This window comes from Neolewinella aurantiaca (genome assembly GCF_008014675.1).
Taxonomy (GTDB): Bacteria; Bacteroidota; Bacteroidia; order Chitinophagales; family Saprospiraceae; genus Neolewinella; species Neolewinella aurantiaca.
This window is the reverse complement of record NZ_VOXD01000001.1, coordinates 14614-35168: the sequence shown is the minus strand read 5'-3', so window position 1 is coordinate 35168 and position 20555 is coordinate 14614. Positions and strand designations below refer to the sequence as shown.

The following is a 20555-nucleotide window of genomic DNA, read 5'->3' as shown; positions in this document are numbered from 1 at the left end:
CATTCGACTCAAGTTGATACAAGCGTATTTTTCCGCACAACTCATTTTGCACCTGCGGCCGCGCCACCAGAAAACGATCCGCCCCCTGCGGATAAATACCTCTTCTGGCAAGGGAGTACAACCCTGCACCAACAGGTAAAAACCCCTGTTTTTGCCGGTAGAGCCACCGGAACCTCACGTTAAAGTTCTAAAACAAGCTGCAAAATTATAAATTCGCATGCTGATTATCGGCAACTCCACACAAATGGACTTTTTTGGTTCCCTCTCCGCTGAGCTTTACACGAAGCATGTTGGAGAGGGAACCAAAAATGCCTGGTAGTGTGCGGCACCAACCAACCTCTGTCACCTAACTCAACAGTTCCTGAAACAACGAGCCCCATTACTTTGGGATTCAGTTTTACCCCTTACACACCATTAGCCCCAAAAGATTTCATGGCCATCACGACCAACACATACTCCGTAGGTGTAATTGATTTCATTCTTCTCTGAAAAGGCCTGCCAACCTTACTTTCAACAAGGCCAAAGAACAATACCAGAACGGCAGCTCAGCTAAGACCGGGCTTCTCATGCATAAGAACCTTCACAGAACGATAAGTAGATTTAATTTTTGAAAGCAGGTTTTTGCTCCCCGTCGGTAACACTACAGGCGGGGAGTTTTAGTTCCCGTAACAACCGGACACTTCCTTACTGTTGCCCGACCCCGCAACTAAGTAAAACCTTATATTCACCCTTCTGAACACACCCCCATAGCCAATGACCATTTACGCTCTGATGATTGCCGTTGCAGATTATCCCGCACCAATCACCAAACTCCCCGGTTGTGCCGAAGACCTCAAAGCCGTCGCCACGTTTTTTACTGAATACGCCCGTATAAATGGCGTAGAAATCAAGTTAAAATCGCTGCTCGACGACCAAGCCTCTAGAGAAGGAGTCATTGCCGGATTTTCTCACTTTTCTGCTGCCGGTCCTGACGACGTCTGCCTGCTCTACTACAGCGGCCACGGAGCCCAGATGCCGGCCCCGAGAGAATTTTGGGACCAGGAAACCGACCGGAAATGCGAAACCTGGGTGTTGTACGACAGCCGGCTACCCGGCGGCAGAGACCTTGCAGACAAGGAAATCAGCTACCTGCTGGCCACCCACACCAAGGCCGCCGGGCAGGTTCTCGCTATCTCAGACAGCTGCCACTCGGGTACCATCACCCGCACCGCGCAAATGGTTCCCCGCATGGCACCGGACGCTAATGCAGATGTCCGGTTTCAGGACTTCCTGGGCCACGAGAGCTACCGCACCGAAGGAGAGTTCCGCCATCCGCCCGTTCGCGACCACGTAACGCTCTCCGCCTGCCGCGCCGAACAGCTGGCCATGGAGATGCCCTTCAACGGTACTCCGCGGGGCCTGTTCACCTACCACCTTCTGGCAACAATGAACAGCGTCGACCTCTCACAAATCAGTTATGCCGGGCTCGCCGACCGCGTCCGCGTTCGCATTAAAAACAATTACCGTAACCAGGACGCTCATTCAGTTGCTACGGGAAAGGCTGATATGAACCAGTATTTCCTCAGCGGCAACCTGAAGCAAAACCGCTCGTTGTGCCTGGATTACGCCCAGCCTGGTGGGTGGTTCGTTCCCCAGGGAGAAATCTCGGGGAGTTCGGCTGGCACAACGGGTACTGTTCTGGACGGCGAAACAGAGCGCGAGATCACCGTAAACAGAGTGGATGGTGGCCGGTCCTACATCCGGGCAGAAGAATGGATGAACCCTGACCGTACCCCCTACCCCCTGCTCTATCTCGGTAACGAAAAGAAAGTCCTGAAACTCTACCTCTCCGCTGATTTTCCGAACCAGACCTATAATGCACTCCTCGCCAACGCCATTGAAGATACCAATGGTCAACTCCTCATCACGGATGAGTTGAAGGACGCAAAATACCAGATCACCTACCTCAAAGAATATGGCGTGGTGCTGAGCCTGCCCGACGAGCAGCGACCATTATTTGAGGGTGAAGACATCAGGCAAGACGGCTGGGCCGGACGGTTCATCCGTAAAATCAGCCAAGTCTCCGGTTACGAAAACGTTCTGAAGCTCGGTCCCACAACCCGGGTTCTAAATTTGGAAACGGCCGTAGAAATCAAGCTCGAACAGATTGCGACCGACGTGTACGGCGAGGAAATCACCGCCGACAATCAGGAACAACCCACCGACGGCACGGCCGTATTCTCCTATACCCGCGACGAAGAAGGAGACCTGGCCCAACCACTCCTTCGCCTCGGGGTGAAGGTGAAGCCTGGTCAGGGTCCGCTTTACGTTGGCATGCTTTACCTTGATGAAGCGTTCTCCGTCTCCGGTACAGCCATGCCCGTAAAGCGATTGACCGACGAGGACCAATCGCCCTACCTGACCCGCCTCTCCGGCGAAGACGAGAACGGAGATTCGTACTATTTTAACCATATTGCCCTGAGCCTTCCGGATCAACTACAAAGCTGGGGACTAACCGAGATCACTAATTATCTCAAAGTTATCGTATCCCAGTCTGAGTTTACGCTGGCGGAGTACGAACAGCCCGGGCTGTTATTGCAGGAAAAGAAAGAAAAGGAAACCCTCCGTGGCGCCGGAGTGCCCAGGGTCAAACGCAAAGAGCGACGAGACCGTTGGGGCGTAAAAAACATCCCCATCACCATCTACCGGCCACTAATGTCCGGAGCAGTGACTCACCCGGACGGTAGCTCAGTAATTACCGTTGAGCAAATGCCCGACGGCGTGTCCTTCAACGACATCGTGCTCGACTGCTCGATGAGTTCCAGCCGGGCACTGACCAGTACGGCCGCTCCGGCCCTGCCCACCGAAGGCTTCGGCATGGCACCGGCCAACATGTTCAACAGCCGGGATGTCATGGCCAGCCAAACGCCTCTGGACATGGTTCACCTGACCGGGCTCACCAACGGAGACCAGGTAACCGCCCGGAGCCCCATGCGCCTGAAAGCCGGTGACCTGGCTAAAGATGGTTGTCTGATCTTCGCGTACGACGAAGTAGCCAAACGCTATTACCCCGTCGGTTTCCCCGACCGGGACAGCAATACCCTGGTGGTACAACAACTTCCCCAACCGGAGGCAAAGCCGGAACAATACTCTCGCAGCCTCGGAGGCTCCATCAAGCTCTTTTTCCGTAAGGTTGTCGTCGACGCCGTGCCCTGGCTCGACGGATCGGTCAATAAACTCCGCCAGGCGGAGGTAACGCCCGATCTGAAGGTGAATTACCTCACCGACAACACCAAAGCACTGACCGATAAAGTTGCGGCGGCTCAAAAACCAATCGCACTTTTCATCCACGGAATCATTGGGGATACCACCACCGCTCCGGCGATCCTGCGCCGGGCGAAAATGGCAGACAGCAGCGAACTCTACGCCCAGTACGACCTCCTGCTGACCTATGATTACGAAAACCTGAAAACGCCACTGATGGATACCGCCCGCGACCTGCAAAAACAGCTCACGGAGATCGGTCTTTCAGCGGGCCACAGCAAAACGTTGCACGTGTACAGTCATAGCATGGGCGGGTTGGTGAGCCGTTGCTTCATCGAAATGCTGAGCGGCAGAGATGTGGTAACGCACCTGCTTCAGTTCGGCACCCCGAACGGCGGCAGCCCCTACGGCAACGTTGCCCAGTGGGTCACCCCCCTGTTGTCGCGGGCTCTGGCGAGCGGAGCAGCCTACCAACCATACCTCGCCCCTCTGCTTGGTCTGCGTTGGTTCATCAACAACGCTCTCGAAACACTGAAGCAGATGAAAACCGGATCTGACTTCCTCAAAATGCTGAAAGAAGAAGGTGTTCGGGGCAACGTCCCCTACTCTGTTATCAATGGAGATATCCGCTTGATGCCGGACGTAACAACTGAAGATCTCAATTTTTACCAGCGAATTATTGCCAAACTCGACTGGCGGGATGCGCTCGACGCCGTCTTTTTCATGGCGCCTACTGATATTGCGGTGTCGGTAAAAAGCCAACAAGACATTCCCGGCCTTCAAAACCTGCCCGACGCCATTGGCAGCGACCACCTCAGTTATTTCATCAACGAATCCTCCGTTGAGGTTCTGGAGGGTTACCTTCCTGCTCTGTTCACCGCCAAGTAATACATATGCTCACTGATATTAATGATCTGGTAAATGAAGGACGGGTAAGAGATGCACTGAGCGGCCTGACCAGTCACCCCCGAAGCGAGGAAGGAGACGAAAACTACAGCCGGGCTATCAACATGATGACTGGGACGCTGAACGACATTGAGCGAAACGAGATAGAAGGCACAGAAAGCCCCGAATCTCTTCAGCGCGCAAAAGCAAAAATGCGGCGAAGCATTCTATCTTTCAGTCAGATGCATAACATCACTCACGTAGAGGCACCGCCGGCTAAAGTCCGGCTCCCCATGGATACGGTTCCCGATCCTGCGTTGCAGACCACGCCCGCCGACAAACCATGCATCCTCTTCCTGGCCTCCGACCCGCGGGGAATGGGAGAATTGAAACTCCACGAAGAGTTCGTAAAAATCAGAACCCACCTGGACGATAAGACGGACAACTTCAGGCTTGAACTCAAGTTTGAGCAACGACCGGACACCCTGACCAAAACCATCCTGGACGAACGGCCGGCATATGTGCATTTTGCGGGGCATGGCGTTGGCGCAAGTGACGAATTCAACCCTGCAGGCATCGTGCTCGAAGACCGCGAGCGTAATCCTAAAATAGTAACCGGAACAGCTCTTGCCAACATGTTCCGACTACTGAAAAAGCGCTTTGCGATCAAAGCCGTCGTCCTCAACGCCTGTGAGAGCACCGAACAGGCACGGGCGATTTCGACCAACGGAATCTACACGATCGGGATGGCCGAAGAGATACCGGACCCGGCAGCCATTTCCTTCGCCGGTGGGTTTTACCTTGGCCTGGCGGAAAGCCCCGACGACATACCTTTTGCTTACGAAATGGCGGTCAACAGCCTCCTGATGGAAGGCTTTGAGCAGGCACAGATCCCTAAATTATTTCTCGATGGAAAAGAAGTGACATTCTAGTGAGCTAGCCCGCGTCCGCCATACGCCGGTGATAATTAACCTGACCGAGGTGATAGGCAAGGTGGGTTGCCAGGTGAAAAAGAAACCACCCGACGGTCATTGGTTCAGAGAATACCCGCAGAGGATAGGGTTCAGACAATTGTTCTTCGGAGAGAGAATCGATACAAGCGATCACCTCAGTTTTAGTAGCAGCTATTTTCTGCAGGAGGTCGGCACGGGGAACGTCTTTCAGGTTAAACTCAGCATCACGGTTGCGGACGTAGCCCGAATTACCGAGCTCGGCACTAATGAACGTATTGAGGTTCCCCACGAGGTGGAGCGCCAGGTTTCCGCCCGGGTTGGCAGTACCGGGCAGTACCCGCCAGATGTTACTTTCAACAGCGTAATCGGATATTTCCTGATGCAGTCGGTCGAGGTCACGAATATATAGTGATCTGAGAATAGATATTTGAGACATAATGCTAGTTTTACGCAAAACTACCGGGGCGGGAACGCAGGTGCAGGGCAAGGTAGTTAAAAGGCAAGGGAAGTACCACCAAACATTCGTTCGGAGAGGCGACCCCCTACCTTTTCATTGCACCCGCGACCGCGCCGAAAAAATGTTCGCTTTCCACAACCTAAAGAATACGCCGGGCCGCCGAACCTAAGGCCACGTAACGTACTTTTAGGAAAAACATCATCTGATCTTGCTGACTGAACTGATTAAACGAGACACTTCCTGGCTGCATTTTAATGCCCGTGTACTGCAGGAAGCTGCTGACGAGCGTGTTCCGCTTTACGAACGCATAAAATTTCTGGCGATCTACAGCTCTAACCTCGACGAGTTTTACCGCGTTCGGGTTGCCAGCCTGCGTCAGTTCAAAAAACTTGACAAGGCCGACCGGCGGGAACTTTTCAACTTCAAACCGAAGCGGGAACTTAAATCCATCCGGAAAATAGTGGCAGCCCAACAGGAAGAATTCGGACAGATATTCCGGGGCCAGATTCTTCCCCAGCTGAAAAAGGAGAACATTCACCTCCTTCACTGGAACGAGATGAGCCCCAACCAGACCGAGTTTGCCGCGGGCTATTTCGATAAAGAGATCAAACCTCACCTCGATCTGCACTGGCTGCCCGCGGAGCAGGTGGCGTCTTCGGAGTTGCCTTTCCTGAAAAGCGGGCAACTCTGTCTCGCCGTTGAACTCGACGAAGAAACCGCCCGCGAAACCGAAGAGATTGCCCTGGTCCCTTTACCCACCAAGAAGCAACCGCGTTTCATCGTCCTGCCTAACCCGGAGAGTGACCCTGACGGTTACTACGTCATCTTTCTGGACAGCATAGTCCGTGCCAACCTCGCCCGGTGGATCGGCCGCAAGGTCGCCTTCGGGTATAGCTTTAAGCTCAGCCGCGACGCCGAATTATACATCGAAAACGAATTTGACGGAGAGCTGCACCGCAAAATTGAGCACCGGCTTTCCCAGCGCGAAGATGGTCTCCCTACCCGCTTTCTTTACGACTCCAATATGCCCAAATGGATGCGGAAACGGCTCAAAAACACCCTCGGCCTGAGTAAGTACGACATGATCCCCGGCAGCAGGTACCAGAATTTCATGGACTTTTTCAGCTTCCCGCTACCGCCCGGCCGCGAAGACCTCGCTTACGAAGACCTGCCCCCACTGCCCCACCCCCGCCTGAACAGCGAGGATTCCATTATGGAATCGATGGACGCCAGCGACCTGCTGCTCCATTTCCCCTATCAGAAGTACGATTACGTCCCGAAACTGATCAGGGAAGCCGCAGACCACCCTGAGGTCACCAAATTTCAGATTACCCTTTACCGGGTAGCCGGCAAATCTGCCGTGGTTACCGAGCTGCTCCGGGCCCTCGAAAAAGGCAAGGAGGTAGAAGCGTTTGTGGAAACCAAAGCGCGCTTCGATGAGGCCAGCAACCTGTACTGGGGCAAGCAGCTTGAAGCGGCTGGCGCTTACGTTCGCTACAGCTACCCTGCCGTTAAGGTACACACCAAACTCCTGCATATTCAGCGGGAAATCCCTGGCCAGAAAACCGTTCACTACACTTATATCGGAACGGGCAACTTCAACGAAAAAACCGCCAAAATATATACCGATCACGCCCTGCTCACCTGCCGGCCACGAATCGGGAAAGACGTACAGCAAGTCTTTCAGCTGCTGAAGGGAAACCTCATCCTGCCTAACTGTAAAAAACTTCTCGTTGCTCCTTTCACACTTGCCCGTGGCATCAGCGACATGATCGACGAAGAGATTAAAAGGGCCAAAGCAGGAGAAACGGCTTACCTCTTCTTCAAAATGAATAGCCTCGAAGAAGAAAAAATGATCAATAAAATCCGGGAGGCTGCCGCCGCCGGAGTTGACGTAAAACTGATCGTCAGGGGCATTTGCCGCTTGCAACCGGGGCCGGAGGAAAACATTGAAATAATCTCCATCGTAGATCGTTTCCTGGAGCATGCCCGGGTGTACATCTTCGGCGGTGGCGACGTGGAGAAAGTCTACATGGGCTCCGCCGACCTGATGGACAGAAACCTCTACCGCCGCGTAGAAGTTGTTACTCCCGTAGAAGATCCGATCCTTCGCCTCGAAATGCGGCGTATTCTGGACATTCAGTGGAGAGATAACCAGAAGGCCCGCTTCCTATCCTACGGCCGACTCAACGAATTCCGTAAAGGTGGCGAAGGAGTCTTCCGGGCGCAAACCGACCTCTACCGTTACTTCGAGCGACGGGACGACATTATTGAGAGGTAGTTCAAACATTTGACGGCAGGCAATCAGCATTCAGGCTTGCGCGATGTTAATAGATACCCCGAATGCTGATTGCTCAACGTTGACTCTTCTTCTATGAACTTCCTGGCTCACCTCACTCTTTCTTACTTCAACACCGACCTTCAGGCCGGAAACTTCCTGGGTGACTTCGTTAAGGGCAAAGCCAAAGCGGAGCTCCCCGTCGGTGTCCAGCGCGGCATCGATATGCACCGCGCAATTGACGCAATGACCGACACCGACCCGGACGTGAAGGCACTCAACCACCTTCTTACCAACCGTCATGGCCGTTATGCCAGCGTGATAACAGACATCGGATTCGACCACTTTCTTTGCCTCAACTGGGAACAGTTCGGCCCGCTCGAGTTTGATGGTTTTCGGGTGGGAACCTACTGGGCGCTGCACGCCCGCCGCGGTTCGATGTCGGGCCGGGTTCGGGGCTACATTCAGGGGATGTTGAACCACGACTGGCTGACCCTGTACCAAAGCCCCGAAGGGATGGCCCATGTATTCGAGCGGCTGCGGCCCCGCCTCAGCAAACCGGAGTTGCTCGATGGCGTAAACGAAAGTATTACAGAATACCACGACGAATTCAACCAGACCTTCCTTGCGCTGTTTCCCCGACTACAAACACTCGCCGATGCCTACCGATCAGACCCCACCAAGACCCATCGATCTGCGCCTGGATCGCTTCAGCTCCCAACTTAACGTAAAGCAGGAGGCCGGGAAACGTATGGTCTTCGGCGCGATCCGTAAAAAATGGCTGGTCTTACAGCCGGAAGAGTTTGTCCGCCAACTCCTCGTCCACTTCCTCATCAACGACATGCGCTACAACCGCAACCGGATCACCGTAGAACGCGGCGTGACCGTCAACACCAAAGCGCGGCGTACCGATATCCTTATATTCGATGACGATATGCGGCCTTTCATGCTCATTGAGTGCAAAGAGCCACGGGTAGAACTGGACACCTCCGTTTTCCGGCAGGCGGCCACCTACAACGGTCCGCTTCGCGTACCCTACCTCATGATTAGTAACGGCCGGCAAAGTATAATCGCAGAGATCGATTTTGCCGCCGAGGACTACCGCTTTCTGGATGCTGTGCCCGAGTGGAGGTAAAGATATTCTTCCGGCAACGGCTCTCCTGACGGGCTGGCAGCGCAACAACTCTCATTGCACCTGCGCACCGTCGCCCGCAAAATAATTTCTTTGGCACCTGATTTCAATCCGTAAAACATAAGCACGTACCTTGCCAACTATGCTGAAGGTATCCGGTCTGACCATAAGTTTCCCCGATCAACCGCCTGCGGTGAACGATCTGAGTTTCGAGTTAGAGGCTGGCCACCGGCTTGGCCTGCTCGGCTTGTCCGGTTCGGGTAAGAGCCTTACGGCACTTGCCTTGCTGGGCCTCCTGCCGCCGACGGCCAGAATTGACGCCGGCGAAGCCTGGTACCAACCTCAGGATGGCGCGCCTCTCGATCTTCTTCGCCTCAATGGAAAAGAATGGCGCAAGCTACGGGGACGGGAAATCAGTCTTGTTTTCCAGGAACCCCTCACGGCACTCAATCCTGTACAAACCACCGGAGACCAGCTTCTTGAGGCTGCCCGCTACCTCTGCCCGGAGCTCACAACAGCCGCAGCGCGGCTGCAGCATATCAACGAATGGCTACGGCGGGTGGAACTCCCCGACGATCAGGAACGTATCCTCCTGTCCTATCCGCACCAGCTGAGTGGTGGGCAGCGCCAACGGTTGCTCATCGCCCTTGCGCTGCTCGGCGCTCCGCGCCTGCTCATCGCCGATGAGCCTACTACCGCACTGGACACCATCACCGAAGCAGGCATTCTGCGCCTCCTGGAAAAACTGAGAACTGAACTCGGCATGACCACCATTTTCATTACTCATGACCTAAACGTTATGGCTCGCAGCGCCGATGACCTGCTGGTAATGAAAGCCGGACAAGCCGTACGACAAGGCCCTGCGGAAGAATTGCTGAAAGCCGGAGAAAACGTTTTCAACAGCGAAATATCTCCCATTTCCCCCACCGGAGCACCCCACTTTGCGGACAACAATCATGCAGATGATGCTGAAAGCTCCCAGGAGACAACCGAAGCTCTTTCCGTTAATCACCTGACCATTTCTTACCCTGTTCCAAAAACATACCCCTGGTCCTCCCCCCTGCCCAAAAGCGTAGTCAATGACGTTAGCTTTTCCCTGCAGGCAGGCGAATGGCTGGCCATTGTTGGTCCGAGCGGTTGCGGTAAGACCAGCATTGCCCGTTGCCTTTCCGGGCTTCTCCCCGCTACTGAGGGCTCTGTTGAACTGGGTAGCAGGGGTAGTATTCAACTTGTTTTTCAGGATCCTTTCAGTTCTCTCAACCCCGCTCATACCATTCGGCGCGCCATAATGGAAGTACTACGCATCAGACTCCCGGGTAAGAAGAAAGCAACCTACGAACAGGAGGCAGGGCGCTTTCTCGATCAGGTCGGGCTCCCGGCCGATGTTTTTGCCGAACGACGGCCCCAGGCCCTCAGCGGAGGCCAAAGACAGCGGGTAGCCATCGCCCGTGCACTCGCTGCAAACCCTACGGTGCTCATCGCCGACGAGGCCGTATCTGCCCTCGATGTTCCTTTGAGAAAAGACATACTCGATCTCCTGGATACGCTCCGTCGGGAACAGGGTATTGCGTTACTCTTTATTACCCATGATTTAAAGCTCGTCGCCGACCGCGCCGACCGCGTAATCATTATGGAAGACGGGCGTATCGTGGAGCAAGGAGCCGCAAAAGCGATCTTCGCCGCTCCGGCCAGCCCGATGGGAAAACGACTGGTAGCGGCGGGAGCTTAAAGACGCATCGGATTAATATCCTCTAAAAATATACTCTTCAGAATCACATTCGCCTGCAGAAATCCGTTTCAAGCCACATGAACAGACTACTCTTCGTTTTTTTATTGACTTTCCCGCTACTTATCACCGCTCAATCATACGACGCCTCACTGGGGCTCAGACTTGGCACAGAGATTGGAGCAACCGCCCAGTTGAGACTTCCCGTCGTCCACAAAAACTTTGTCGCCGAAGGTATAATTCACCAGAGCCTTCGCCGTAACGAAGGTTCGTTTACCCTGTTGGGCAAACAACATCAAAACATCCTGAGCCGTCGGCTGAATATTTTCTACGGAGCAGGAATGCACCTGGGCTGGACCGACGAGATCAACACCAAAACCGGCGAAGTCTACGGTCGCCCCTTCGGCATCGATGGAGTTCTGGGCGCCGAAGCCACCTTTGCCAAGATCAACGTTTCCTACGACTTCAAGCCTGCCATCAACTTCGGTGGCGACGCTTTCCCCGTCTCTATTCAGACCGCCATCAGCGTGCGGTACGTTATCGCCAAACGCAACGACATCTGGGACAAGAAGAAGGAACGCGCCAACAACAAAGAGCGTAACCAGAATCGTCGTGAGCGCGAACGCGAGAAAAAACGCAAACAGCGCATCAAGGAAGGAAAAGACCCCAATGGCTGGAAATTCTGGAAGAAAGACGGGAAGTAAGCTTATTCCCTGATCAGATTCTTAGGCAGATACACAACGCCTGAGCTGGTATAGTTCGCCTTTCAAATTACTTCAAAGCGGAGAACATACACTGGCAAACGGCCTTCAGGTGCAAGCCTATTTGCAGGCATCCGATTTACGCTGATAGGCCTGTAAGTGCACATATTTCATCTTGCCTACTTCCTGCCGCTGGCGCATATTAGCCAATCGCCGGACATCACGTCCCCGCAGAGATCGGATTTCCTGGCGGTGACGGCGGCGCAGTGCCTTCAATTCCGCGCGTTGATCACGGCGCAGATTTTTGCGGGCCAGACGACAGGAAATCGCATCACCTCCACCGGCAACTATAATTGTTGGCACCTCGTTGTCCATCGCCTTGAACACATTGTAGGCACAGTAGGGCTTCTGGCGAAGTCCGCGCTCTTGTGTACGTAGCAGGGTTTGCTCCTGAATATAGCTGCAGATTCCTGGCCACGATGTCAGCCGTTGATCGGCGAATACTTCCTGCAGCGCGTAAAGTACCTCGCTGAAGAAGATACCACCATCTCTACTCAGAAATGTCTCGTATTCGCGGTCAGCACTCACGAGATCGATCACTTTGGTGTACCCGGGTTGATCGCTGAACAGAACATGATAAGGTCGGTCACCGGTAGGGACCGATGCCAGGCGTCCGCTGGAAGGAGCGCTGTCTTCCGGGCGCCCCGGCGCAACCCGCTGGTCTACCTGAGTCGAGTTACATGCAATCACCAGATTGATCAACAAGCTGGGGTTTTTCTCCAGCAACCGAAAGCGTAACTCATCGCCTTCCATGGCGTTTTCGTAGCCTCCGAAATACAACTTTGGCAACTGACCGGAGCTCCCGGCATCCCGAAACCCATGCCCGGTGTAAACAAAAATGATGATGTCACGCTCCTGATACGCGAGCTGGTAATCCACCACAAAATCAAGCGCTTCCCGGTTGAAATTATGACCATTAAGGCGGTAATAGTGCACATCGGAAATACCCAGGGCTTTTTGCATCCGGTCCACTTCGCGCTGCACACCGTAATCGATGCTCCGCGAGCCTTCCCGAATCAGATAAGTCGGGCTGTTATCATCCAGCATTTGGATAACATGAATGTGGCGGGTTTCCGCGTATAAAGAGGTAAAAAAGGTGGTGCACAGGCACAGAAGGAGCAATCTCTGCAGCAGCATGAGTAGGGATTTGTTCAGGTATTTGGATAGTAATCGTGGGAAGTTATACACTAACGAAAGTTCGATCTTCCGTAGTGTGTTTCCCAAATGTTAAGGGCAATTTGGTGGCGCGTACGCAGGTGCAAAGCAGGTTGAGGGGGAACGCAACTTCGTCAGCAGCAAAAACGCTCCGGCAACGAGCAATCATTTGCCCCACTTCCGTTTTCTTCAGCTGTGCGTCAACGGACCAATACTACCCCACCCTTCAGGGCTTCTGCATCTCCGTTTACATCAGTGTACTGTACGTCCCACAAATAAGCCCCTCCGGGGCTCTCCCGGCCGTTGAAAGTACCGTCCCAGCCGTCCTTGATGACGTTGGTCGAGAACACGAGTTCTCCCCAGCGGGTCCAGACGCGCAGGCGGTAGTTTGTTACTCCGTTGAGCAGCCCGACAGGAACAAATGCGTCGTTCAGGCCGTCACCGTTCGGGGTGAATACATCCGGCAAAAAGTAAGTATTGATCAGCCTCAGCCTCAGGTCTTTCGTGATGGTGTCCACACATCCGCTCGGGTGGGTGACAAACTGGGTGATGAATACCTGACCGGTATCCCGAAGGGTGTAATCGAAATCCTGCGCGGGCGTGGTAAAGAGCTGATCTCCCGCTGCATTCCGCAAAACGTACCGTCGCTGATTGGCTCCGACACTTTGGTCGAGCACCCGAATATCAGGTAAGATGTTGGTGGGTTCATCCGGAGTCCAGATGAAATCGGCTTCGGGTGCGTCCCGAACATCAACCAGGCTTACGAAGGTGGTATCCACGAAGCATCCCGTAGGGCTCGTGATGCCGAGGTACACATCATAAACTCCGCTGTTTTCATACACGTAGGTCGGGCTTGCAATATCAGCCATACCTCCGTCGCCAAACTCCCATTCAAAGATGTAATCGTCGTTTATCGGTTGGCTCAGGTTGATGAAGTCTTTGGTAAAAGGTACGCACCCGAATCCTTCATCCGGTTCAATCAGAATCGTCCGTGGGCTGGGGAAATAGTCGAGATTATTCGTTGCAATCGCAGTACACCCATTGTTGTCCGTTGTCGTGAGGGTGACGTCAAAACTACCAGGAATGCTGTACCGGTGGCGGGGATTTTGCCGCGTGTCTTCGTTGGAGTTATCCGCGAAGTCCCACGACCAGTTTACAATGGTGTTGTCCCCCAGCGGAACGGACAAATCCGTAAAGTCAATGGGCTCATCGTCGCATCCCGGTACGGTGAATTCAAAGTCAGGCTCTGTATCCGGGAAGACACCCAGGAGGAAGAACGCCGTATCCCGGCAATTATCGGCAATAGAGCTTCGGTTCAGAATCATCGTTCCTTCGTAAACCCCAACTTCGTTTATCGTGGAAGAGAAATCACGATTACTGCCGGTGATCAGGCCTTCCGGACCATCAAGCTCCCAGTTGTATTCGGTAATGAAGCGCTCGACGGTACTTTCATTGATGATAGTGTTCTGCCCCGGTCCGCACTGGCGGATAAAGAACCGCCCCTGGTCGTCTATTTCCGTCTCCAGCAAATCCGCAAACACCTGGTTACCACACAGGTCTACCGTCATCTGAAATTCCCGCTTTGTTTCACTGAGCAGTACCGGGACGCTGTCCCGGCTCCATTCCTCTACACAAATTGCAAGCGAGAAAGTGCCCCGGAAGATCGGATTTCCTGACATCAGCCCTGTTTCCGGATCCAGGTTGAGTGTACTGCCTACACCAAGCTGGTTGTTTACATTGAACTGAGGCATCCGAAAGCCAGCAGAAGTATAAGGCGGCGGCGACTCAACCAAAGGTACTACATCATCAAAGGAGGATGGAGTCTGCATGCTTCCGTCTTGCCCTCCACCAACAATAGGATCACAGAATTTATAAACGAGACTGTCCCCTTCCCGTTCCGTAGCCCCAAGGTCAATCTGGAAATCAGCATTAGCACACAGTGCAATCGGAGGGTTGATGTTGAATTTAGGGCTCTCATTGCACCGCTGCTGTGCTTCGGGAGTAATCTCAATAAAGTAAGTAGAACCAATCTCGCTTGGGTTGAGTAGGTTGAGAATCGTCATATTACGGCAACAGCGCTGGTAGGTGAGCGTGTAGGACTCATCGGATACCGGTAACTGAATCTCAAAATCGTATACCCCGATCTGCTGACACACCTCTTCGTTGAACTCAAGGCAAGGGTTACCCAAATTGATGGGAACATCCGCCACCGGCCCCAGCAGCAACGATCTGGTTGCCTCATAAGGCGTTGTATTATTACCTCGATAAATCGAAATGTGCATCGGAGAGCTCGAAAAGCCATCGGGCCCGGTAGAAGTGGTTAACGCTACGCCATCAAAATAAGCTCCGTCGCCAATACAGTCGCGGTACATATTTATCTGACACGCGTAGACCTTAATCCCTGTACTCGGGTCATCATTAAGCCAGCCCTGGCAGGAGTATGTAAACTCTCCTCCAACAATATGATCGGCTAAAACCTCTGAAAAGGGAACAAATGTTAGTGCCAGAAGGAGTAAAAGGCCTTTGGGTGATAGTTTAGGGAAGCTCAATCTTTAAATTTTAGGGACAGTACAATCTGAACGGTAAAATAAGGGTTCCTAGTCTGAAAGCTACAACCAACGCCTTAAAAACTAACCTATATTGGTGGTAGCAGACAAAATTGTAGTCCCGAAAGTTAAAATTTGTGTTCAACAGCACCGGCCTCACCCTCCGGCAACAGCGTAGTGCACAACTCTCACGAATATAATGAAACCCCGGCCACCGCCCCGATTTGAGCGGTCCGCCTTTCCAATAAGTAATATGAACATAAGGACTAATATTTTCTCAGAGATGCACCACCCGTTGCCTCCCAGGGGCGCTCAGGCCCTGCCAACCCTTCATTCTGGTGGCCTGGTGCTTCTGCCTACTGCCAATCTCTGGCAACTCTCCGCGCACGTTCAGCACCCCAACGCAGTTCGTAACCTGCTAACTGTCTGCCCCCCTTCTCCGGTTAACCGCCCAGAGCTGGTCTTTGCCGATCAGGAAACACTCTTCGAATGGTGCCCTCAGATTCACCCCAGACTGTACACCTTGCTGTCTTACCACAAGCGTCCGCTAACGCTGTTGGTGCCCGCTGGCCCCAACATACCCTTGGCGCTCATCGACTCCCGGGGCGAAGTGGCTGTCCGGCTGGCGATGGATAGTTTCGTTTACCGCCTTTGCGAAGACCTCGAAGCTCCCCTCGTCTGTTGCATGGCCATTGGCCAGGGGGCGAGTGGCCTGCCCTCAAGCTTCGGCAAAATCCGATCCGATGTACTCCGTGCGGCGGATTACACCGTTACCCGGCGCCAACGCGAAGAGCTTGGGCGTTTCCGCGCCGTAAGCGCACGCTACGGCAGCGATGGAGAAATTGAGTTCCTGCTCTGATTTCTCCTTCGCGAACGATGACCTACTCTTCCAGGAACAGACCGGCCGGGCCGTTGTTATTGGCAACGATCCATCCGGTTCGTCCGTCTGCGAAGCTGATCGGCGCCAGGCGCCGGGCGTCCAAGCTGGCCCACAGGCCGTGGTCACGGTTCGGCGGGGTCGTCCATCCCCCTTCGCCGTCGTTCAGCAGAAGCACCCCGTTACCGCCGTCCATCCGGCCTGTCTCCACGTTGAGGGAGTAGTCGTTACCGACCAGTAATAAGTCGGTCTGCCCGTCTCCGTTGAAATCAGCAGCCCGGATGGCCCGTACCGCAGACACCTGTACCACTGAGGGCAAAGCCGTAGCTGCCCAACGGTCGTCAGACTTACGGAAGACCGACGAAGTAACTGTTTCCAGCTCGAAGGTGGAGGCTTCCGCAAGTTGTTCTGCGGTGAAGATCTCCTTCACTGATGCCTTAGCGTAATCTTTGGTACGGACGAATTTCTTTTTCATGCCGGGCAACTGTTTCAAAAACTGCGCCTTGGTTGTCATTGGTACCATGCGGCCGTCTTTGTCCGAAACGGTCAGAATGGGGTCTACCATTCCGTTTCCGTCGAAATCGTCGGCGTAAAGTCTGACCTTGCGTTCAGGTGAAGGTTTGTACCGGCTGTTGGTTCCTTCGTTTCCGGCCACTATTTCGTTTTGTCCGTCGCCGTCCAGGTCCGTAATCAGCAGGCTTTGCCAGTTGCCGGCGGAGCCGGCAGGGCTACTAGATGACCGCACGTAACCGTTGTCTCCAGCAGTAAAAATGGTGATTGGCATCCATTCGCCACCAATCACTATTTCTGGCCGGTCATCTCCTTCGATATTGCCAACGGCGATGCTCGTTACCATGCCGATGTTGGCAAATTCAGGTACTACGCGCTCCGTTACGTCGGAAAACTCTCCGTTATTGTTTTCCAGCAGGTAAGACCTCGGGATATTCGGATACCCTCCGGGTACAGATCGCCCTCCTACAATGATGTCAAGGTCGCCGTCGGCGTCATAATCTAAAGCGACAACCGCGCCCGTACTGGTCGGCATAGTTGGTAAAGCGGCTCTTACCAGTTTGCCACCGTCGTTGCGGTAAAGTCGATCCTGGTAGCGGTCTGATCCGTTGGGGAAGGCGCTTCCTCCGCTGGTTACGTAAAGATCGTTGTCGCCGTCGCCATCAAAATCCAGGAGCAGCGCATTCACGTCTTCGTAGCGGTTATCTGCTTTCGGGAGTTGGTTGGCTGCTTCCTTTAGTGTACCATTGGCCTGCTGCAGGAAAACTGAAGACTCAGTACCGGCGGCTCCCCCCAGGAACACATCGTCCAGGCCATCGCCGTTCAGGTCTCCGGTTACCAGGGCAGGACCTTCTCTGCTCAGCATTCTGGGGATCAGGGCCTGACGATCGAAGTCATCGAACGTGTTTTCCCGGTGAACGAACTTTAGTCCGCGCTGGTCCTGCGGGAAAGAGAACAGCTTTGCACCTGCGGCCGCGCCCTGCAATTTCGCGTTGCCTGCATCCTGATAATTTACCGTCAGGCGTTGGTTTACGGCGATATCTTCGATTACCTGTGTTTTGCCATCCGCCCAGTTCAATTCAATGCGGTCAATCTGGCCAACAGCACCAAGGCCGAATTGCAGTACGGGATCGACAGACCCCAGAAATCCCCGAACCGGCTGTAGCTCCCGTGTAAACCGGCGGTTACCGGCTACTACCGTCGCTTTCAGGCCGTAACCCCCAGGGTTTTCTTCACTTCCTACAGCACTGATTTGGAACCAACTACCTCCAACTCCTTTTTCTACGGCCTGATTCCGATAAACGAGCGGGGGAGCATCCAGAGTAGCAACTACCAGGTCCGCATCACCGTCATTATCGAGGTCTCCGTAGATGGCGCTACTGGAGTAATTGTTGCCACCAAGCCCCCAATTTTCGGTTGTATTTTCAAACTTCAGGTCGCCAAGGTTTCGGTACATGTGGTTGGACTGCGGAGCAGTAGGGATATGCGACAGGTAAGAATTGTACGCCTCAACGTCGGCCTTTTTGAGCAAGCCGGAAGCGACAAGAGAATCAGAAGTGAAAGCGATGAAGTCCATATCCGTAACGTCATAGCGGTAGCCGTTAGAGATGAAGACATCCGTATTTCCATCGTTATCAAAATCTACTAATAATGGGCCCCAACTCCAGTCGCTGGCGGCAATTCCGGCCAACTGCCCTACTTCCGAGAAGCCGTTCCCGTTGTTGATTTGCATCTGATTGCGCATCATCTGGTGCCCGTAGCCCAGGCGGGTAAGGGTATTGTAACGATCGGGCCTCATTCCGTTCTCAAGGCTCTTGAGGCGAACCATATCATCCGCAAGCATATCAACAGTAACCAAATCCGGCAAATCGTCGCCGTTCAGGTCAGCCAGGTCGCTGCCCATTGAGTTAAGAGAGGTATGACGGAAGTAGTTTTGGCTTTGATCGGTGAACGTTCCGTTTCCCTGGTTGATGTAAAGCTTGTCTGCGTCGATATAATCATTTGAAATATAGATATCCTGACGACCATCGCTGTTGAAATCATGGACCAATGAACTGAGCCCGTAGCCATAGTTATAAATACCCGCCGTCATGGTTACATCCGTAAAGTGCGTACCATCGTTGCGCAGCAGTTGATCAGATTGGTAGGCATGCACGGGGGTGGTAATCCGCTGTATTCCGTTTGGAGTTTGTTGAGCGCGAATTTTATTGACCGAGGCAAAATCGGTCGGAATGTTCAGCAGGTAACAGTCAAGGTCGCCATCGCCGTCGTAATCGAAGAAGTTTGCGTGGTTGGTCGCCCGGTCGCTGTCCAGGCCGTACTGTGCCGCGGCTTCTTTGAAGGTTCCGTCTTGCTGGTTGATGAAAAGTTCGTTGCTTCTTGCGGGCTGAGCTCCTTCTCCTTTCTGCAGCCCGGTTCGGGCCAGGTAGATGTCAGGATAACCGTCTGCGTTTACGTCGACAACGTTTACGCCCGATTTAAGGCCGCCGCTGGCGGCCACGCCGGCCGTGGAGGTTACGTCCTCAAATTTCCAATTTCCCGCGTTCCGGTACAGTTTATTCTCCTTCTGGGTGCTCACAAAGTAAAGGTCCATCAGACCGTCCTGGTCAAAGTCAAGCATAGCAACCCCTCCACCGTTGAAGATGTAAGCGTAGTTGACGTAATTCAACTCCGAGGTGATTTCTAAGGAATTGACAATATCAATCCCCGTCTCACCCGGTTTTTGTTCGGCGAACAAGCCATTTACCGGGCCGGGAACCGGACTAATATCATTGGCTTCAAAAGAGGTATCCTGATCACAAGACAGAACAAAAAGTACTGGTGTGATCAGTAGAAAAAAGCGAAACATATTCATATTAACTTAGCTGATATGCTCGCAAATGTAATGATGTTTACCCGGCTTACACGGTGGTCAGGCAGGCCAATCCGGCGCGGACGCAGGTGCAAGGTGAATGGTGCGGCAGCTAAAAGCGCAAAAGCATGCCCATATCTTAAAATTATAAATATGCCATTTTTTAGAGGGTAATTTCAGCAACAACGGAGAACTAACTTCTTGAAAGTGACGAATTTGCCAACCATTATTGCGGTCTGTTTTTACCAGCGTTTACCCAATTGCACGTTGATAAACAGGCTCACATGCAGTGGGCTGTTGGAGACTCCGGGAGTAAGATCACTTTCGATCATAATATCTGTATCGCCCAGCAAATAATCTGCAGAAATACCTGCCTCAAGCGATTTTGCCATCTCATCGTAAGCTCCGAAACCGAAATGTGCAGCTACTTTCGCGTGGATCCCCGGGCGGATAGAAATTTCATCGATGCCCTGAGTCCATGCCGATGCGCCAAAGATTCGGTCCTGGTTGAGGAAGTCGGAAGCGTTGTCTCCGGTGTACTTGATATCGACAATCCGGTTACTGTTGGGTTCCCCCGCGTCAACTTCCAGGTAGTAAGGTTTCAGGAAGCCGATGGTTGGCCCGAATTCGTAGGAGTAACCAACCGCAACTCCCCGTTGGCGGGCCTTTTCACTCAGGTATTTTCGTTTACCGAAGCCCACCCGAAGTGCATACAACTGATTCTGCTTACCGAAGACATAGGCGCGACTCACCCGGTTGGTGAGCAGATTGATCCGATCGGGATTCTCCCGGCGCTCCCGGCTGTGCCGTAAATCACCAAAAGAAAGCGACCAGAATTTCATTTCGTCGAAAGTAACAAGCTTCCCCGAACGCATTCCGATCAGGAAGTTACGTGGCGAAGCGAGTGACATATTGAACGTCAACTCATTATCGTACACCAGCCCTTTTCCGGTTGCACCGTAAATGTTGCTGTTTCCTGGCAATCGTTGTTGCGCAGCAACAACACTCGTTAAAAGGAAACACAATACAAGAAGGGAAAGTGGACGCATCATGGTTGAAAGATAATACAGTAAAGACAGTAAAAGGTAGTGCTTTGTTGTGTATTCTGTGGTCTCAGGCTTCAAATGGTATTCTAACGACGGTTCGGGATAGCTGTTGCAACGCAGGCTGTTGAAAAGATC

At 53.2% G+C, this 20555-nt stretch carries 13 protein-coding genes; 8 read left to right on the top strand and 5 right to left on the bottom strand.

Going from position 1 to position 20555, the window contains the following annotated elements; genetic code table 11:
- Window positions 1–753 precede the first annotated feature (753 nt).
- On the top strand, window positions 754–4131 hold the full coding sequence (locus FUA23_RS00130; RefSeq protein ID WP_147928668.1) for a caspase family protein: 3378 nt from the start codon (window positions 754–756) through the stop codon (window positions 4129–4131).
- A gap of 5 nt (window positions 4132–4136) precedes the next feature.
- Entirely contained in the window at window positions 4137–5060 is a 924-nt protein-coding gene (locus FUA23_RS00125; protein ID WP_147928667.1) for a CHAT domain-containing protein, read from the top strand.
- Window positions 5061–5064: 4 nt separating this feature from the next.
- Here FUA23_RS00125 and FUA23_RS00120 read toward each other — a convergent pair whose 3' ends face one another.
- A complete protein-coding gene (locus tag FUA23_RS00120) occupies window positions 5065–5517 on the bottom strand; it encodes a DinB family protein (protein WP_147928666.1) in 453 nt (150 codons plus the stop codon).
- A 229-nt stretch (window positions 5518–5746) separates the two neighbouring features.
- On the opposite strand from FUA23_RS00120, the gene ppk1 reads away from it, so the two are divergent.
- The 5 genes from ppk1 to FUA23_RS00095 all read left to right on the top strand — a co-directional run bounded on the left by ppk1 (window position 5747) and on the right by FUA23_RS00095 (window position 11378).
- Entirely contained in the window at window positions 5747–7819 is a 2073-nt protein-coding gene (gene ppk1, locus FUA23_RS00115; protein WP_147928665.1) for a polyphosphate kinase 1, read from the top strand.
- 69 nt (window positions 7820–7888) lie between these two features.
- Entirely contained in the window at window positions 7889–8542 is a 654-nt protein-coding gene (locus FUA23_RS00110; protein WP_222706974.1) for an acyl carrier protein phosphodiesterase, read from the top strand.
- Window positions 8475–8951 (top strand): type I restriction enzyme HsdR N-terminal domain-containing protein, encoded by a 477-nt coding sequence (locus tag FUA23_RS00105; RefSeq protein ID WP_147928663.1) that lies wholly within the window; start codon window positions 8475–8477, stop codon window positions 8949–8951. Before FUA23_RS00110 ends, FUA23_RS00105 begins: the two co-directional genes overlap by 68 nt.
- 139 nt (window positions 8952–9090) lie before the next feature.
- Entirely contained in the window at window positions 9091–10677 is a 1587-nt protein-coding gene (locus FUA23_RS00100; RefSeq protein ID WP_147928662.1) for an ABC transporter ATP-binding protein, read from the top strand.
- Window positions 10678–10754: 77 nt separating this feature from the next.
- Window positions 10755–11378: a hypothetical protein gene (locus FUA23_RS00095; RefSeq protein ID WP_147928661.1), complete on the top strand. Its 624-nt coding sequence runs from the start codon at window positions 10755–10757 to the stop codon at window positions 11376–11378.
- A gap of 117 nt (window positions 11379–11495) precedes the next feature.
- Here the strand turns inward: FUA23_RS00095 and FUA23_RS00090 are convergent, their stop codons facing one another.
- Together FUA23_RS00090 and FUA23_RS00085 are read right to left on the bottom strand one after the other, a co-directional pair.
- On the bottom strand, window positions 11496–12572 hold the full coding sequence (locus tag FUA23_RS00090) for a hypothetical protein (RefSeq protein ID WP_147928660.1): 1077 nt from the start codon (window positions 12570–12572) through the stop codon (window positions 11496–11498).
- A 218-nt stretch (window positions 12573–12790) separates the two neighbouring features.
- The gene (locus FUA23_RS00085; protein ID WP_147928659.1) at window positions 12791–15139 is read right to left on the bottom strand and encodes a PKD domain-containing protein; all 2349 of its coding nucleotides are present in this window, start codon (window positions 15137–15139) and stop codon (window positions 12791–12793) included.
- A gap of 250 nt (window positions 15140–15389) precedes the next feature.
- Here FUA23_RS00085 and FUA23_RS00080 point away from each other — a divergent pair, with 250 nt between their 5' ends.
- Window positions 15390–15995, top strand: a complete 606-nt coding sequence (locus FUA23_RS00080; protein ID WP_187270829.1) for an L-threonylcarbamoyladenylate synthase — start codon at window positions 15390–15392, stop codon at window positions 15993–15995.
- Window positions 15996–16017: 22 nt separating this feature from the next.
- Here the strand turns inward: FUA23_RS00080 and FUA23_RS00075 are convergent, their stop codons facing one another.
- Window positions 16018–19371 carry a VCBS repeat-containing protein gene (locus tag FUA23_RS00075; protein ID WP_187270828.1) on the bottom strand — a complete coding sequence of 1118 codons (3354 nt, stop codon included), beginning with the start codon at window positions 19369–19371 and terminating at the stop codon, window positions 16018–16020.
- 245 nt (window positions 19372–19616) lie between these two features.
- Window positions 19617–20426: a hypothetical protein gene (locus FUA23_RS00070; RefSeq protein ID WP_147928656.1), complete on the bottom strand. Its 810-nt coding sequence runs from the start codon at window positions 20424–20426 to the stop codon at window positions 19617–19619.
- Between the last annotated feature and the right edge of the window lie 129 nt (window positions 20427–20555).

Excerpts from the sequence above, each read along its gene's own strand:
- FUA23_RS00130 (WP_147928668.1), top strand. The coding sequence starts at position 754 with ATGACCATTTACGCTCTGATGATTGCCGTTGCAGATTATCCCGCACCA.
- FUA23_RS00070 (WP_147928656.1), bottom strand. The coding sequence starts at position 20,426 with ATGATGCGTCCACTTTCCCTTCTTGTATTGTGTTTCCTTTTAACGAGT.
- FUA23_RS00120 (WP_147928666.1), bottom strand. The coding sequence starts at position 5,517 with ATGTCTCAAATATCTATTCTCAGATCACTATATATTCGTGACCTCGAC.
- FUA23_RS00100 (WP_147928662.1), top strand. The coding sequence starts at position 9,091 with ATGCTGAAGGTATCCGGTCTGACCATAAGTTTCCCCGATCAACCGCCT.
- FUA23_RS00075 (WP_187270828.1), bottom strand. The coding sequence starts at position 19,371 with ATGTTTCGCTTTTTTCTACTGATCACACCAGTACTTTTTGTTCTGTCT.
- FUA23_RS00105 (WP_147928663.1), top strand. The coding sequence starts at position 8,475 with ATGCCTACCGATCAGACCCCACCAAGACCCATCGATCTGCGCCTGGAT.
- FUA23_RS00095 (WP_147928661.1), top strand. The coding sequence starts at position 10,755 with ATGAACAGACTACTCTTCGTTTTTTTATTGACTTTCCCGCTACTTATC.
- FUA23_RS00125 (WP_147928667.1), top strand. The coding sequence starts at position 4,137 with ATGCTCACTGATATTAATGATCTGGTAAATGAAGGACGGGTAAGAGAT.
- FUA23_RS00080 (WP_187270829.1), top strand. The coding sequence starts at position 15,390 with ATGAACATAAGGACTAATATTTTCTCAGAGATGCACCACCCGTTGCCT.
- FUA23_RS00090 (WP_147928660.1), bottom strand. The coding sequence starts at position 12,572 with ATGCTGCTGCAGAGATTGCTCCTTCTGTGCCTGTGCACCACCTTTTTT.